Source organism: Sphingomonas qilianensis (genome assembly GCF_039614825.1).
Taxonomy (GTDB): Bacteria; Pseudomonadota; Alphaproteobacteria; order Sphingomonadales; family Sphingomonadaceae; genus Sphingomonas; species Sphingomonas qilianensis.
Genome location: NZ_JBDIMF010000006.1, coordinates 97,037 through 110,947 on the forward strand (window position 1 = coordinate 97,037; position 13,911 = coordinate 110,947).

Sequence of the window (13,911 nt, forward strand, 5' to 3'; positions counted from 1 at the left end):
GCTGAAGTTTAGAAGGAAATTGAAATGGCACGTCGTCGTCGCCCAGAAAAGCGTATCATCCTCCCCGATCCTAAGTACGGTGATGAGGTTCTCTCCAAGTTCATGAATTCGGTCATGCTCGACGGCAAGAAGTCCGTCGCGGAACTGATCGTTTATGGTGCGCTCGAGACCGTCGAATCGCGTGCGAAGAAGGATCCGCTCAGCGTGTTCCATGACGCGCTGAACAACGTGAAGCCGAACATCGAAGTGCGCAGCCGCCGCGTTGGTGGTGCTACGTACCAGGTGCCGGTCGAAGTGCGCTTCGAGCGGTCGCAGGCCTTGGCCATCCGCTGGCTGATCGGCGCGGCGCGCAACCGCAGCGAGAACACGATGGCCGCACGGCTGTCGGGCGAGCTGCTGGACGCCGCCAACAACCGCGGCAACGCGGTGAAGAAGCGCGAAGATACGCATCGCATGGCCGAAGCCAACCGCGCCTTCTCGCACTACCGCTGGTAACAGCGGCGCTGGTCAGGGACGCGCCGGCAATGCCGGCAGGCCTTCCTCCGGTAACGTAAACTACCTATATCGGATGAGCCGGGGGCAACCCCGGCTTCTCCACATCCAAGGAATAACGATCATGGCCCGCAGCCATCCGCTCGACCGCTATCGCAACATCGGCATCATGGCGCATATCGACGCCGGCAAGACGACGACGACCGAGCGTATCCTGTATTACACCGGCAAGTCCTACAAGATCGGCGAAGTGCATGAAGGCACCGCGACGATGGATTGGATGGAGCAGGAGCAGGAGCGCGGGATCACGATCACGTCCGCCGCAACGACGTGCAAATGGCGCGCCGAAGAGGGCAAGGGCGAAGAGCATCTGATCAACATCATCGACACCCCCGGCCACGTCGACTTCACGATCGAAGTCGAGCGTTCGCTGCGCGTGCTCGATGGCGCGGTTGCCTGCTTCGATGGTGTTGCCGGCGTCGAGCCGCAGTCCGAGACGGTGTGGCGCCAGGCCGACAAGTATGGCGTGCCGCGCATGTGCTTCATCAACAAGCTGGATCGCACCGGCGCCGACTTCTATTTCTGCGTCAATTCGATCATCGATCGCCTTGGTGCGCGTCCTGCCGTGCTGTATCTGCCGATCGGTATCGAAGGCGGCTTCAAGGGCCTGGTCGATCTGGTCGAGAACCGCGCGATCATCTGGCTCGAAGAGAGCCTGGGCGCCAAGTTCGAATATCAGGAAATCCCTGAGGACATGGTCGAGAAGGCGGCGAAGTATCGCAGCGACCTGATCGAAATGGCCGTCGAGCAGGACGACGACCTGATGGAAGCCTATCTCGAGGGCAACGAGCCGAGCACGGCCGACCTCAAGAAGCTGATCCGCAAGGGCGCGCTGGCCATGGCGTTCGTGCCGGTGGTGTGCGGCTCGGCGTTCAAGAACAAGGGCGTGCAGCCCCTGCTCGACGCCGTGGTCGATTATCTGCCGAGCCCGCTCGACGTTCCCGCCATTCAGGGCCTCAAGCTCGATGGCGTAACGCCGGACGAGCGCGCCTCGTCGGATGACGTGCCGTTCTCGGCGCTGGCGTTCAAGATCATGAACGATCCGTTCGTCGGCACGCTGACGTTCGCCCGCATCTATTCGGGCAAGCTGGAGACCGCATCGCAGGTTACCAACTCGGTCAAGGACAAGAAGGAAAAGGTCGGCCGCATGCTGCTCATGCATGCCAACGAGCGTGAGGACATCCAGGTGGCCTATGCCGGCGACATCGTCGCTCTGGCGGGTCTCAAGGATACCACGACCGGTGACACGCTGTGCGCGATGAACGCACCGATCATCCTCGAGCGGATGGAATTCCCGGAGCCGGTGATCGAGCTCTCGGTGGAGCCGAAGACCAAGGCCGACCAGGAAAAGATGGGTATCGCGCTCAATCGTCTGGCGCGCGAGGATCCATCGTTCCGCGTGTCGTCGGATGCCGAAAGCGGCCAGACGATCATCAAGGGCATGGGCGAGCTCCATCTCGAGATCCTGGTCGATCGCATGAAGCGCGAGTTCAAGGTCGAGGCCAATGTCGGCGCGCCGCAGGTGGCGTATCGCGAGTATCTCAAGAAGCCGGTCGATATCGATTATACGCACAAGAAGCAGTCGGGCGGCACCGGCCAGTTCGGTCGCGTGAAGGTGAAGCTGCAGCCAGGCGAGCGTGGTTCGGGCATCATCTTTAAGGATGAGATCAAGGGCGGTAATATTCCCAAGGAATATATCCCGGCGATCGAGAAGGGCTTCCGCGAGACGGCGGCGACCGGTTCGCTGGTCGGCTTCCCGATCATCGATTTTGAGATCCTGCTGTATGACGGTGCCTATCATGACGTCGATTCGTCGGCGCTGGCGTTCGAGATCTGTGCCCGTGGCGCGATGCGCGAAGCGGCGCAGAAATCGGGCATCACGCTGCTCGAGCCGGTGATGAAGGTCGAGGTGGTGACGCCTGAGGATTATCTCGGTGACGTGATCGGCGATCTCAACAGCCGTCGTGGCCAGATCCAGGGCACCGACAGCCGCGGCAACGCACAGTCGGTCGACGCGATGGTCCCGCTGGCCAACATGTTCGGGTATGTGAACGCGCTGCGCTCGTTCACGCAGGGGCGTGCGCAATATTCGATGCAGTTCTCGCATTACGAGGAAGTGCCGTCGAACGTGGCTGACGAAGTTAAGGCGAAATTGGCTTAAGGCCCAAATTTCGGGATAGGTCCGCTAGGGCTGGCGTAACATCAACTAGGTCGTTAAGGGGCCACGTTCGCGTGGAGCCCCTTGGCCGCGAATCTGAATCAAGAAGAGGCGAAAATGGCAAAAGCAAAGTTTGAGCGGAACAAGCCGCATCTCAACATCGGCACCATCGGTCACGTCGATCATGGCAAGACCTCGCTGACCGCAGCGATCACCAAGGTGCTGGCCGAGACCGGCGGCGCGACGTTCACGAGCTATGCGAACATCGACAAGGCTCCGGAAGAGCGCGAGCGCGGCATCACGATTTCGACCGCACACGTCGAGTATGAGACGGAAGCCCGTCACTACGCGCACGTCGATTGCCCGGGCCACGCCGATTATGTGAAGAACATGATCACCGGCGCGGCACAGATGGACGGCGCGATCCTGGTCGTTTCGGCAACCGATGGCCCGATGCCACAGACCCGCGAGCACATCCTGCTCGCCCGTCAGGTCGGCGTGCCGACGATGGTCGTGTTCATGAACAAGGTCGATCTGGTCGACGACGCCGAGATCCTCGAGCTGGTCGAGCTGGAAATCCGCGAGCTGCTCTCGTCGTATGATTTCGACGGCGACAACATCCCGGTCATCCAGGGTTCGGCCGTTTGCGCGCTCGACGACAAGCAGCCCGAGATCGGCCATGACGCCGTGCTCAAGCTGATGCAGGCTGTCGACACGTATCTGCCGCAGCCCGAGCGTCCGCTCGACAAGCCCTTCATGATGCCGATCGAGGACGTGTTCTCGATCTCGGGTCGTGGTACGGTTGTCACCGGCCGCGTCGAGACCGGCATCGTCAAGGTCGGCGAGGAAGTCGAGATCGTCGGCATCCAGCCAGCCGTCCGCAAGACCACGGTTACGGGCGTTGAAATGTTCCGCAAGCTGCTTGATCAGGGCCAGGCTGGCGACAACATCGGCGCGCTGATCCGCGGCGTTGGTCGTGAAGAAGTCGAGCGTGGCCAGGTGCTTTGCAAGCCCGGCTCGATCAAGCCGCACACCGACTTCCAGTCGGAAGTGTACGTGCTGTCGAAGGACGAAGGTGGCCGTCACACGCCATTCTTCGCCAACTATCGCCCGCAGTTCTACTTCCGCACCACGGACGTCACCGGCACGGTCGAGCTGCCTGAGGGCACCGAAATGGTCATGCCAGGCGACAACGTCGCCCTCGGCGTGAAGCTGATCGCACCGATCGCCATGGACGTGGGCCAGCGCTTCACGATCCGTGAAGGTGGCCGCACCGTTGGTTCGGGCATCGTCAGCGGCATCACCGCTTAATTCTTACCCGCCAAGGGTTTGAGATAGGGGCCCGGCCTTCCCGTATGGGAAGGCCGGGCTCTTTGCGTCTGGGCTGGATGGGATTGGGTAGCAGCGGCGAGGCCGGCTTGCTGCGGTTCGCATTCACGTCAGCGCCGGCGTCCTGGTGCTCGGCAGACCCCGGAACAGGTCCGGGGTGACGTCCTATCTGGGGAGCGGCCGCGGTTACCCCCTCTGTCGCCCCGGACTTGTTCCGGGGTCTGCTGCGCGGCAAACATTGTCATCGATGATCGAGCGAACGCCTTGCGTCTATATTCTCGCTAACCGCGAATATGGAGCGATGTATGTCGGGGTGACGTCGAACTTGGTCGGACGGATCATCCAGCATCGCGAAGGTCGCTTCGACGGGCATACCAAGAAGTACGGCATCGCGCGGCTGGTCTATTTCGAAGTGGCGGGCACGATGGAGGCTGCGATTGCGCGGGAAAAGCAGCTGAAGCGGTGGCGGCGGGAGTGGAAACGTAATCTTATCGAGGCGGCAAATCCGGGGTGGAATGATCTCGCGGTGGGGTTTGGACTTCCGCCGTTACCGGCAGCGATCCGCGGCGCGGCAGACCCCGGAACAAGCCCGGGGTGACGAATGGGCAGGGGCTGCATGCTAATCGCATCTGCCGCGTCGCGCTTTCCTCCTTGATCTCTCCGCTCGGCCTGTGTAGTGGCCCGCCTTCGATTTCATTCAACAGCAAGAGCGCCGGCAACGGCGCCCGCTCTTTCGCATCGGTAGGGACTCATGGAAACGCAGAATATCCGTATTCGTCTGAAGGCTTTCGATCACCGCGTGCTCGATCAGGCCGCCGGCGACATTGCCGACACCGCACGCCGCACCGGCGCGCTCATCCGTGGTCCGATTCCGTTGCCGACGCATATCGACAAGTTCACCGTCAACCGCGGCCCGCACATCGATAAGAAGTCGCGCGAGCAGTTCGAGACTCGCACCTACAAGCGCCTGCTCGATATCGTGCAGCCAACGCCGCAGACGGTCGATGCTTTGATGAAGCTCGATCTCGCCGCTGGCGTTGACGTTGAGATCAAGTTGGCCTAAGGCCGCGCTTCACGAGATTCGGTGCCGTTTCCGCCTTTGAGCGGGCGCGGCGCCAGATACAGGGATACCGCCGAATTCGTTCGGGTCTGCGTCCCCCGACACGCTCCCCACGGGGGCACCAGCCCGGGTCGGGGCAGCAGTATAAAATCTATCGGGCTGACTTAGGTCTCCAGCGAGGCGGAACGCTTTGCTGGGGGCCTTCACGCACCTTCGGGAATTCCCCCGGGGTGCCTCTGTTACAAGGAGCATGATCATGCGCACTGGCGTGATCGCGAAGAAAATGGGGATGACCCGCTTGTTCCGGGATGATGGGCGCCACGTGCCCGTCACCGTGCTGGCGTTGGAGAATCTTCAGGTAGTGGCCGTTCGCGAGGCCGATCGAGACGGGTATGTCGCAGTCCAGCTGGGCGCGGGTACCGCAAAAGCAAAGAACGTTGCCAAGCCGCAGCGTGGCCATTTCGGCAAGGCCGAAGTCGAGCCCAAGGCGAAGGTCGCCGAATTCCGTGTCAGCGACGATGCGCTGCTCGAAGTCGGCGCGACCATTTCCGCCGACCATTATGTCGCTGGCCAGATTGTCGATATCCAGGGCGTGACCCAGGGTAAGGGCTTCGCCGGCGGTATGAAGCGTTGGGGCTTCGGCGGTCTGCGCGCTACCCACGGCGTGTCCGTCTCGCACCGTTCGCTCGGTTCGACCGGTCAGCGCCAGGATCCGGGCAAGGTCTTCAAGAACAAGAAGATGGCCGGCCAGATGGGTAACAAGAACCGCACCCAGCAGAACCTGGAAATCGTCTCGACCGACGTCGAGCGCGGCCTGATCTTCGTCAAGGGCTCGGTCCCTGGCTCGAAGGGTGGCTGGCTGCTCGTCAAGGATTCGATGAAGGTCGCGCGTCACGCCGATGCGCCGTACCCCGCCGGTCTGCGCCAGGTCGCCAACAACAACGATACCGCTCCCGCCGAGACGCCCGCTGACGTCGCGACCGTGGACGCGACCGACGGCCAGGAGGGCTGAACATGAAGGTCACCACTCAGTCCTTCGATGCGAACGCCACCGGCGCCGACATCGAGCTCAACGACGAGGTTTTCGGCCTCGATCCGCGCGCGGACATCCTGCACCGCGTTGTCACTTGGCAGCTGGAGAAGCGCCGTGCGACCGCACGCGGCACGCGTGAGCGCGCCGATGTTGCGCGCACCGGCAAGAAGTTCGGTCGCCAGAAGGGCGGCGGTACGGCACGTCACGGCGATCGCCGTGCACCGGTGTTCGTGGGCGGCGGTAAGGCACACGGTGCCCGTGTTCGCGACTTCAACCCGTCGCTGAACAAGAAAGTTCGTGCGCTGGGCCTGAAGATGGCGCTCAGCAGCCATGCCAAGGCGGGCACGCTGGTCGTCATGGACAGCCTCACGGTCGAGGAAAACAAGACCAAGACGCTGCTGGCGAATTGGGCGAACCTCGGCTTCGGCAAGACCGCTCTCGTGATCGATGGCGACATGGTCGAGCAGAGCTTTGCGCTTGCCGCGGGCAACGTTCACACGATCAACGTTCTGCCGGCTGCCGGCGCGAACGTTTACGATATCCTGAAGCACGACACGCTGGTCTTGACCCGCGCTGCCGTCGAAATGCTGGAGGCGCGCTTCAATGGCTAAGAAGCAAAAGGGAGACATCGATCTGCGTCATTACGACGTGATCGTTGCCCCGCACATTACCGAGAAGGCGACCTTGCTCAGCGAGAATAACGCCGTCGTGTTCCGCGTCAGCAACGACGCGACCAAGCCCGAGATCAAGGCTGCCGTCGAGGCGCTGTTCTCGGTCAAGGTTCTGGGGGTCAATACGATCGTCCAGAAGGGCAAGACCAAGAAGTGGAAGGGCGTTCCCTACACTAAGTCCGATATCAAGAAGGCGATCGTCACGCTGGCCGATGGCCAGTCGATCGACGTGACGCAGGGGGTCAGCGCGTAATGGCACTCAAGCATTATAATCCGACCAGCCCGGCACGGCGTGGTCTGATCCTCGTCGACCGTTCGGGTCTGCACAAGGGCGGCCCCGTCAAGGCGCTGACCGAAGGCAAGCGCAAGACCGGTGGCCGTAACAACAAGGGTCACGTTACGTCGCGCGGCATCGCCGGCGGCCACAAGCAGCGTTATCGTATCATCGATTTCAAGCGCCGCCTGTGGGAAGTCGAAGGCACGGTCGAGCGGATCGAATATGATCCCAACCGCACCGCGTTCATCGCGCTGATCAACTATGGTGCCGATGAAGCAGGCAAGGACAACGTTGCCTATATCATCGCGCCGCAGCGTTTGGCCGTTGGTGACAAGGTCATTGCTGCCAAGAAGACCGACGTGAAGCCTGGCAACGCGATGGAACTAGGCCAGATGCCGGTTGGCACGATCGTCCATAACGTCGAGATGAAGCCCGGCAAGGGTGGTCAGCTCGCACGTTCGGCCGGCACCTATGTGCAGGTCGTCGGTCGCGACAAGGGCATGGTGATGATCCGCCTGAACTCGGGCGAGCAGCGCTACATCCATGCGAACTGCATGGCGACGGTCGGTGCCGTGTCCAACCCGGACAACGGCAACACCAACCTCGCGAAGGCCGGCCGCAATCGTTGGAAGGGCATCCGCCCGCTGACGCGTGGTGTCGCCAAGAACCCGGTCGACCATCCGCACGGCGGTGGTGAAGGCCGTACCTCGGGTGGTCGTCATCCGGTTACACCGTGGGGCAAGCCGACCAAGGGTGCTCGCACTCGTCATAACAAGTCGACCGACAAGATGATCATCCGGTCGCGTCACGCCAAGAAGAAGGGCTAAGAGCTCATGGCACGTTCCGTCTGGAAAGGTCCGTTTGTCGACCTTCACCTGCTCAAGAAGGCAGAAACCGCGCAGGAAGCTAATGCGCGTGGCGCGATCAAGACCTGGTCACGTCGCTCCACGATCCTGCCGCAGTTCGTCGGCCTCACGTTCAGCGTCTATAACGGCCGCAAGTTCGTGCCGGTCACGGTCAACGAGGATATGGTTGGGATGAAGCTCGGCGAGTTCGCGCCGACGCGCTACTTCCCGGGCCATGCGTCCGACAAGAAGGGCAAGCGCTAACATGTCCAAGCCTAAATCCCCCCGCAAGGTCGCCGACAACGAAGCGTTGTCGGTCGGCACGCAGATTCGTGGCTCGGCGCAGAAGCTTGGCCTCGTTGCTGCGCTGATCCGCAACAAGAAGGTCGGGGATGCGATGAACATCCTGCAATTCTCGACCAAGGGCATGGCCGTTGATGCGCGCAAGGTGCTCGCATCCGCGATCGCCAATGCCGAGAACAACCATAATCTCGATGTCGACGCGCTCGTCGTCGCCGAGGCATCGGTTGGCAAGTCGATCACCATGAAGCGGTTCGCCACGCGCGGTCGCGGCAAGTCGACGCGCATCCTGAAGCCCTTCAGCCGCCTGCGCATCGTCGTTCGCGAACAGCAAGAAGAAGAAGCCTAATGGGTCAGAAATCGAATCCCATCGGTCTGCGCCTGCAGATCAACCGCACGTGGGACAGCCGCTGGTATGCGGAAGGCGCCGACTATGGTCGTCTCCTTCTCGAAGACCTCAAGATGCGCGCTTACATCATGAAGACGCTGCCGCAGGCCGCGATCTCCAAGGTGGTGATCGAGCGTCCGGCCAAGTTGTGTCGCGTGTCCATCTTGGCTGCGCGCCCCGGCGTGATCATCGGCAAGAAGGGCGCGGACATCGAGAAGCTGCGCCGCACGCTCGGCAAGCTGACCTCGTCGGACGTGAGCCTGAACATCGTCGAGATCCGCAAGCCGGAAGTCGATGCCAAGCTCGTGGCTCAAGGCATTGCCGATCAGCTCGAGCGTCGTATCGCGTTCCGTCGTGCCATGAAGCGCGCGGTTCAGTCGGCCATGCGCCTGGGTGCCGAGGGTATCCGGATCAATTGCGGTGGCCGTCTCGGCGGCGCCGAAATCGCTCGCTCGGAATGGTATCGTGAAGGCCGCGTCCCGCTGCACACGCTGCGTGCGAACGTCGATTATGCCGAAGCTTCTGCGCACACCGCTTATGGCGTGTGCGGCGTGAAGGTGTGGATCTTCAAGGGCGAAATCCTGGGTCACGACCCGATGGCGACCGACCGGATCATGATGGAGGCTCAGACCTCCGGCGTGCGCCCGGCGCGCGACGACCGCCGCTAAGGACTGAAACATGCTTCAACCGAAGAAAACCAAGTTTCGCAAAGCCTTCAAGGGCAAGATTCACGGCGACGCCAAGGGCGGCACGACGCTGAACTTCGGCTCGTACGGGCTGAAGGCGATGGAGCCGGAGCGTTTGACCGCGCGCCAGATCGAAGCGGCCCGCCGCGCGATCACGCGTCACATCAAGCGTCAGGGTCGTTTGTGGATCCGCGTGTTCCCGGATCTGCCGGTCACCGGCAAGCCGGCGGAAGTCCGCATGGGTAAGGGCAAGGGTTCGCCGGAATATTGGGCGGCGCGCGTCAAGCCCGGCCGTATCCTGTTCGAACTGGATGGTGTTCCCGGCGATATCGCGGCGATCGCGTTCAGCCGTGCAGCGATGAAGCTGCCGATCAAGGTGAAGGTCGTTGCCCGTCTCGGCGACACCACGCATCTGGGAGTTGCATAACATGGCCCGTATCGACGACCTCAAGGCGAAGTCCGAGGACCAGCTGGGCGAAGAGCTCGGCAACCTGAAGCGCGAGGCCTTCAACCTGCGCTTCCAGGCCGCGACCAACCAGCTCGAAAAGCCGAGCCGGGTCCGCGAAGTTCGCCGCGACATCGCTCGTATCAAGACGCTGCAAACCGCTCGCTCGCGCGACGCGGCAGCCAAGTAAGGATTAGACCATGCCAAAGCGCGTGCTGACGGGGCTGATCGTCTCCGACAAGGGCGACAAGACGGTGGTCGTGAACGTGGAGCGCAAGGTCAAGCACCCGCTCTACGGCAAGATCATCCGTCGTTCGAAGAAGTATCATGCTCATGACGAGAGCAACGAGTTCAAGCAGGGCGAGACCGTGCGGATCGAAGAGACCGCGCCGATTTCCAAGCTGAAGACCTGGAAGGTGATCGATCGGGTTAACACCCATGCGACGCCTGAGCGGGTCGAGACCGACGCAACGGCCTAACGGCCATTTGTAGGCGGCACCGGTCGGAATCGGTGCCATAGTGAGAAGGAACGGGATCACATGATCCAGATGCAATCCAATCTCGACGTCGCTGACAACAGCGGCGCGAAGCGGGTTCAGTGCATCAAGGTGCTTGGCGGGTCCAAGCGTCGTGTTGCAGGCGTGGGCGACATCATCGTCGTCAGCGTGAAAGAAGCCGCTCCCCGCGGCCGCGTGAAGAAGGGCGACGTTCATCGCGCCGTCATCGTGCGGACGGCCAAGGACATCCGTCGTGCCGATGGCACCGTGATTCGCTTCGACGGCAACGCTGCCGTGCTGGTCAACAAGAACGAGGAGCCGATCGGCACCCGTATCTTCGGTCCAGTGGTGCGCGAGCTGCGGGGCAAGAAGCACATGAAGATCATCTCGCTTGCGCCGGAGGTGCTGTAATGGCCGCTGCCAAGATCAAGAAGGGTGACCGCGTCATCGTCCTGTCCGGCAAGGACAAGGGTAAGACCGGCGACGTCACTCAGGCTCTGCCGCGCGACGGCAAGGTCATCGTTGCGGGCGTGAACATTCACGTTCGTCATACCAAGCCGAGCCAGGGCGACCCGCAGGGTGGCCTGGTCCGTTCGGAAGCACCGATGCACGCCTCCAAGGTTGCGCACGTGACGGCGGACGGCAAGCCGACCCGCGTCCGTTTCGAGACCCAGGATGGCAAGAAGGTCCGTGTGGCCGTCAAGACCGGGGAGAAAGTCGGTGGCTGAGGCCCAGAACGCAAAGCCGCGCATGCGGCAGATGTACGACGACACGATCATCAAGGCGATGACCGAGAAGTTCGGTTACAAGAACGTGATGGAAATCCCCCGTCTCGACAAGATCGTCCTGAACATGGGCGTTGGAGAAGCGACGCAGGATAAGAAGAAGGTCGACAAGGCCGCCGGCGAAATGGAATTGATCGCAGGGCAGAAGCCCGTCGTGACCAAGGCCAAGAAGTCGATCGCCCAGTTCAAGCTGCGCGAAGGCATGCCAATCGGCGTGAAGGTCACGCTGCGTCGCGAGCGGATGTACGAATTCCTCGATCGCTTCATCACCATCGCACTGCCGCGCGTCCGCGATTTCCGTGGCCTGAACCCGAAGTCGTTCGATGGCCGTGGCAATTACGCCTGCGGCCTGAAGGAACAGCTGATCTTCCCGGAGATCAGCTATGACCAGGTCGATCAGGTGCGCGGTATGGATGTGATCGTGACGACCACGGCCAAGACCGATGACGAAGCGCGCGAGCTGCTCCGCCTGTTCGGTTTCCCGTTCCCGATCGAAGAAACCGCAGACGAAAAGAAGGCGGCGTAAGATGGCGAAGAAAAGTTCGATCAACAAGAACGAGCGCCGCAAGCTGCTCGTCAAGAAGTACGCCCCGAAGTATGCGAAGCTCAAGGCGATTGCCGCCGACAGCACGCTGAGCGATGGCGAACGCATCGAGGCGCGCCTGAAGATGGCCGAGATTCCCCGTAACGGGAATCCGACCCGGATCCGCAACCGTTGCGAGATCACCGGCCGTCCGCGCGCTTATTATCGCAAGTTCCGTCTTGCCCGCGTCATGCTGCGCGATCTTGCCGTCCGCGGCATGATCCCGGGTGTCACGAAGTCGAGCTGGTAAGGATCAGAAGATGGCATTGACCGATCCCCTGGGTGATATGCTCACCCGCATCCGTAACGGCCAGCGCGCGAAGAAGGACTCCGTCCTGACTCCGGGTTCCAAGCTGCGTCAGCGCGTCCTCGACGTGCTGCAGCGTGAGGGCTATATCCGTGGCTACAGCGAAGAGCAGATGGGCCCAGCGGCCGGCATCCGCATCGAGCTGAAATATTTCGAGGGTCAGCCCGCGATCAAGCACGTCGCCCGCGTTTCGAAGCCCGGTCGCCGCGTCTATTCGGGTTCGACCGAACTGCCCCGCGTCATGAACGGCCTGGGCATCACCATCGTATCGACGCCCCGTGGCGTTCTGTCCGACGCCGAAGCGCGCGAACAGAATGTCGGTGGTGAAGTGCTGGCGGAGGTATTCTGATGAGCCGCATCGGCAAAAAGCCGGTCACGATCCCAGCGGGCGTGACGGCGAACATCGAAGGCGCGATCCTCAGCGTGAAGGGCCCCAAGGGCACTCTCTCCATGCCGATGCGCGACGAGATCAGCTATGTGCTGGAAGACGGCGGCATCGCAGTGAACCCGGCGAACGACACCAAGCGTGCGCGGGCGTTCTGGGGCATGCAGCGGACCATGGTGCAGAACCTGATCACCGGCGTATCGGATGGTTTCACCAAGAAGCTGCTGATCAACGGCGTCGGCTATCGTGCCGCAGCGCAGGGTCGTAATCTGAACCTGAAGCTCGGCTACAGCCACGACGTGAACATCAACGTGCCGGAAGGCATCGAGGTGGCCACGCCGGACAATACGACGATCCAGATCACCGGTTCCGACAAGCAGAAGGTCGGCCAGCTGGCCGCAGAAATTCGTCAGTGGCGTAAGCCCGAGCCGTACAAGGGCAAGGGCATCAAGTACGACGGCGAGTTCATCTTCCGCAAGGAAGGGAAAAAGAAGTAATGAGCACCAAGGGTCTCTCTCTCTTCGCGAAGCGTCGTCTTCGCGTCCGCACCGCGCTCCGCGCGCGTGGTGGCACCCGTCCGCGGTTGTCGATCCACCGTTCGGGCCGACACATTTATGCGCAGATCATCGACGACGCGCAGGGCCGTACACTGGCCGCCGCGTCGACGCTCGAAAAGGACGTGCGCGACACGACCGGCGCGACGATCGACGCTGCGAGCTCGGTCGGCACCCGCATCGCTGAAGCAGCCAAGGCTGCCGGCGTGACGCAGGTCGTGTTCGATCGTGGCGGCTTCCTGTTCCATGGCCGCGTCAAGGCGCTGGCCGCCGCGGCACGCGAAGCCGGATTGGAGTTCTAAGACATGGCTGACGACAACATTCCTACCGAAGCAGCCGCAGCAGCACCGGAAGGCGCAGCCGCACCCCAGGACAATCGTGGTCCTGGCGGCCCCGGCGGCGCGCCGCGCGGTGGTCGTGGCCGCGGTGGCCCTCCCGGCGGTGGGCAAAATCGTGGGGGCCGCGACAATCGCGGCGGCGGCCGTGACAATCGTGGCGGCCGTCCGGGCAGCGACGATGGCGGCGAAGAGCTGATCGAGAAGCTGGTGCATATCAACCGCGTCTCGAAGACGGTGAAGGGTGGTAAGCGCTTCGGCTTTGCCGCGCTCGTCGTCGTCGGCGATGGCAAGGGCCGGGTCGGCTTTGGCCACGGCAAGGCACGCGAAGTGCCGGAAGCCATTTCCAAGGCGACCGCGGCGGCCAAGAAGGCCATGATCCGCGTGCCGCTGAAGGATGGCCGTACGCTGCATCATGATGGCCGTGGTCATTTTGGCGCCGGTCTTGTGACGGTCCGTTCGGCGCCAGCCGGTACCGGCATCATCGCCGGTGGCCCGATGCGCGCCGTGTTCGAATCACTCGGTGTTGGCGACGTGGTGACCAAGTCGGTCGGTACGTCCAACCCGTACAACATGATCCGTGCGACCTTCGAGGCGCTGACCACTCAGGTCAGCCCGAAGTCGGTCGCGCAGCGTCGTGGCAAGAAGATCGCCGACCTGCTCGGCCGTGGTGGTGCGGAAGCACCCCAGGCCGAAGCCGACGCGATCGTGGAGTAAGACA

At 62.3% G+C, this 13,911-nt stretch carries 23 protein-coding genes; all 23 read left to right on the forward strand.

What is annotated here, in order from left to right; all coding sequences use genetic code 11:
* The first annotated feature begins 24 nt into the window (after positions 1–24).
* The 23 genes from rpsG to rpsE all read left to right on the forward strand — a co-directional run bounded on the left by rpsG (position 25) and on the right by rpsE (position 13,907).
* The gene (gene rpsG / locus ABC969_RS13530) at positions 25–495 is read left to right on the forward strand and encodes a 30S ribosomal protein S7 (RefSeq protein WP_260598031.1); all 471 of its coding nucleotides are present in this window, start codon (positions 25–27) and stop codon (positions 493–495) included.
* A gap of 121 nt (positions 496–616) precedes the next feature.
* Complete coding sequence (gene fusA, locus ABC969_RS13535; protein ID WP_345865602.1) at positions 617–2,713, forward strand: elongation factor G; 2,097 nt, start codon at positions 617–619, stop codon at positions 2,711–2,713.
* Between the two features lie 114 nt (positions 2,714–2,827).
* Positions 2,828–4,021: an elongation factor Tu gene (gene tuf / locus ABC969_RS13540; protein WP_261293049.1), complete on the forward strand. Its 1,194-nt coding sequence runs from the start codon at positions 2,828–2,830 to the stop codon at positions 4,019–4,021.
* A gap of 265 nt (positions 4,022–4,286) precedes the next feature.
* A complete protein-coding gene (locus ABC969_RS13545; protein WP_345865603.1) occupies positions 4,287–4,637 on the forward strand; it encodes a GIY-YIG nuclease family protein in 351 nt (116 codons plus the stop codon).
* A gap of 153 nt (positions 4,638–4,790) precedes the next feature.
* Positions 4,791–5,102 (forward strand): 30S ribosomal protein S10, encoded by a 312-nt coding sequence (rpsJ, locus tag ABC969_RS13550; RefSeq protein ID WP_345865605.1) that lies wholly within the window; start codon positions 4,791–4,793, stop codon positions 5,100–5,102.
* A 253-nt stretch (positions 5,103–5,355) separates the two neighbouring features.
* Positions 5,356–6,111, forward strand: coding sequence for a 50S ribosomal protein L3 (gene rplC / locus ABC969_RS13555; protein ID WP_345865606.1), 756 nt, complete (start codon positions 5,356–5,358; stop codon positions 6,109–6,111).
* A gap of 2 nt (positions 6,112–6,113) precedes the next feature.
* The gene (gene rplD, locus ABC969_RS13560; RefSeq protein WP_345865608.1) at positions 6,114–6,743 is read left to right on the forward strand and encodes a 50S ribosomal protein L4; all 630 of its coding nucleotides are present in this window, start codon (positions 6,114–6,116) and stop codon (positions 6,741–6,743) included.
* Entirely contained in the window at positions 6,736–7,056 is a 321-nt protein-coding gene (locus tag ABC969_RS13565) for a 50S ribosomal protein L23 (protein ID WP_260598042.1), read from the forward strand. Before rplD ends, ABC969_RS13565 begins: the two co-directional genes overlap by 8 nt.
* On the forward strand, positions 7,056–7,907 hold the full coding sequence (gene rplB / locus ABC969_RS13570; RefSeq protein WP_345865609.1) for a 50S ribosomal protein L2: 852 nt from the start codon (positions 7,056–7,058) through the stop codon (positions 7,905–7,907). Before ABC969_RS13565 ends, rplB begins: the two co-directional genes overlap by 1 nt.
* A gap of 6 nt (positions 7,908–7,913) precedes the next feature.
* Positions 7,914–8,189 carry a 30S ribosomal protein S19 gene (gene rpsS, locus ABC969_RS13575; protein WP_261292483.1) on the forward strand — a complete coding sequence of 92 codons (276 nt, stop codon included), beginning with the start codon at positions 7,914–7,916 and terminating at the stop codon, positions 8,187–8,189.
* Between the two features lies 1 nt (position 8,190).
* Positions 8,191–8,574 (forward strand): 50S ribosomal protein L22, encoded by a 384-nt coding sequence (rplV, locus tag ABC969_RS13580; RefSeq protein ID WP_345865611.1) that lies wholly within the window; start codon positions 8,191–8,193, stop codon positions 8,572–8,574.
* Positions 8,574–9,281 (forward strand): 30S ribosomal protein S3, encoded by a 708-nt coding sequence (rpsC, locus tag ABC969_RS13585; protein WP_345865613.1) that lies wholly within the window; start codon positions 8,574–8,576, stop codon positions 9,279–9,281. The genes rplV and rpsC overlap by 1 nt, the downstream gene beginning before the upstream one ends.
* A 10-nt stretch (positions 9,282–9,291) precedes the next feature.
* Positions 9,292–9,726 carry a 50S ribosomal protein L16 gene (gene rplP / locus ABC969_RS13590; RefSeq protein ID WP_345865614.1) on the forward strand — a complete coding sequence of 145 codons (435 nt, stop codon included), beginning with the start codon at positions 9,292–9,294 and terminating at the stop codon, positions 9,724–9,726.
* 1 nt (position 9,727) lies between these two features.
* Positions 9,728–9,934, forward strand: a complete 207-nt coding sequence (gene rpmC / locus ABC969_RS13595; protein WP_261292486.1) for a 50S ribosomal protein L29 — start codon at positions 9,728–9,730, stop codon at positions 9,932–9,934.
* 10 nt (positions 9,935–9,944) lie between these two features.
* Positions 9,945–10,223: a 30S ribosomal protein S17 gene (rpsQ, locus tag ABC969_RS13600; protein ID WP_332706066.1), complete on the forward strand. Its 279-nt coding sequence runs from the start codon at positions 9,945–9,947 to the stop codon at positions 10,221–10,223.
* Positions 10,224–10,283: 60 nt separating this feature from the next.
* A complete protein-coding gene (gene rplN, locus ABC969_RS13605) occupies positions 10,284–10,652 on the forward strand; it encodes a 50S ribosomal protein L14 (RefSeq protein ID WP_202095168.1) in 369 nt (122 codons plus the stop codon).
* Complete coding sequence (gene rplX / locus ABC969_RS13610) at positions 10,652–10,969, forward strand: 50S ribosomal protein L24 (protein WP_345865620.1); 318 nt, start codon at positions 10,652–10,654, stop codon at positions 10,967–10,969. Before rplN ends, rplX begins: the two co-directional genes overlap by 1 nt.
* A gap of 22 nt (positions 10,970–10,991) precedes the next feature.
* On the forward strand, positions 10,992–11,552 hold the full coding sequence (gene rplE / locus ABC969_RS13615) for a 50S ribosomal protein L5 (RefSeq protein WP_345865862.1): 561 nt from the start codon (positions 10,992–10,994) through the stop codon (positions 11,550–11,552).
* Between the two features lies 1 nt (position 11,553).
* Positions 11,554–11,859 carry a 30S ribosomal protein S14 gene (gene rpsN, locus ABC969_RS13620; protein ID WP_345865621.1) on the forward strand — a complete coding sequence of 102 codons (306 nt, stop codon included), beginning with the start codon at positions 11,554–11,556 and terminating at the stop codon, positions 11,857–11,859.
* Positions 11,860–11,869: 10 nt separating this feature from the next.
* On the forward strand, positions 11,870–12,265 hold the full coding sequence (gene rpsH, locus ABC969_RS13625; protein WP_332706060.1) for a 30S ribosomal protein S8: 396 nt from the start codon (positions 11,870–11,872) through the stop codon (positions 12,263–12,265).
* Complete coding sequence (rplF, locus tag ABC969_RS13630) at positions 12,265–12,798, forward strand: 50S ribosomal protein L6 (RefSeq protein WP_260598057.1); 534 nt, start codon at positions 12,265–12,267, stop codon at positions 12,796–12,798. Before rpsH ends, rplF begins: the two co-directional genes overlap by 1 nt.
* Positions 12,798–13,157: a 50S ribosomal protein L18 gene (gene rplR, locus ABC969_RS13635; protein WP_345865624.1), complete on the forward strand. Its 360-nt coding sequence runs from the start codon at positions 12,798–12,800 to the stop codon at positions 13,155–13,157. Before rplF ends, rplR begins: the two co-directional genes overlap by 1 nt.
* A 3-nt stretch (positions 13,158–13,160) precedes the next feature.
* Entirely contained in the window at positions 13,161–13,907 is a 747-nt protein-coding gene (gene rpsE, locus ABC969_RS13640; protein ID WP_345865626.1) for a 30S ribosomal protein S5, read from the forward strand.
* The last annotated feature ends 4 nt before the right edge of the window (positions 13,908–13,911 follow it).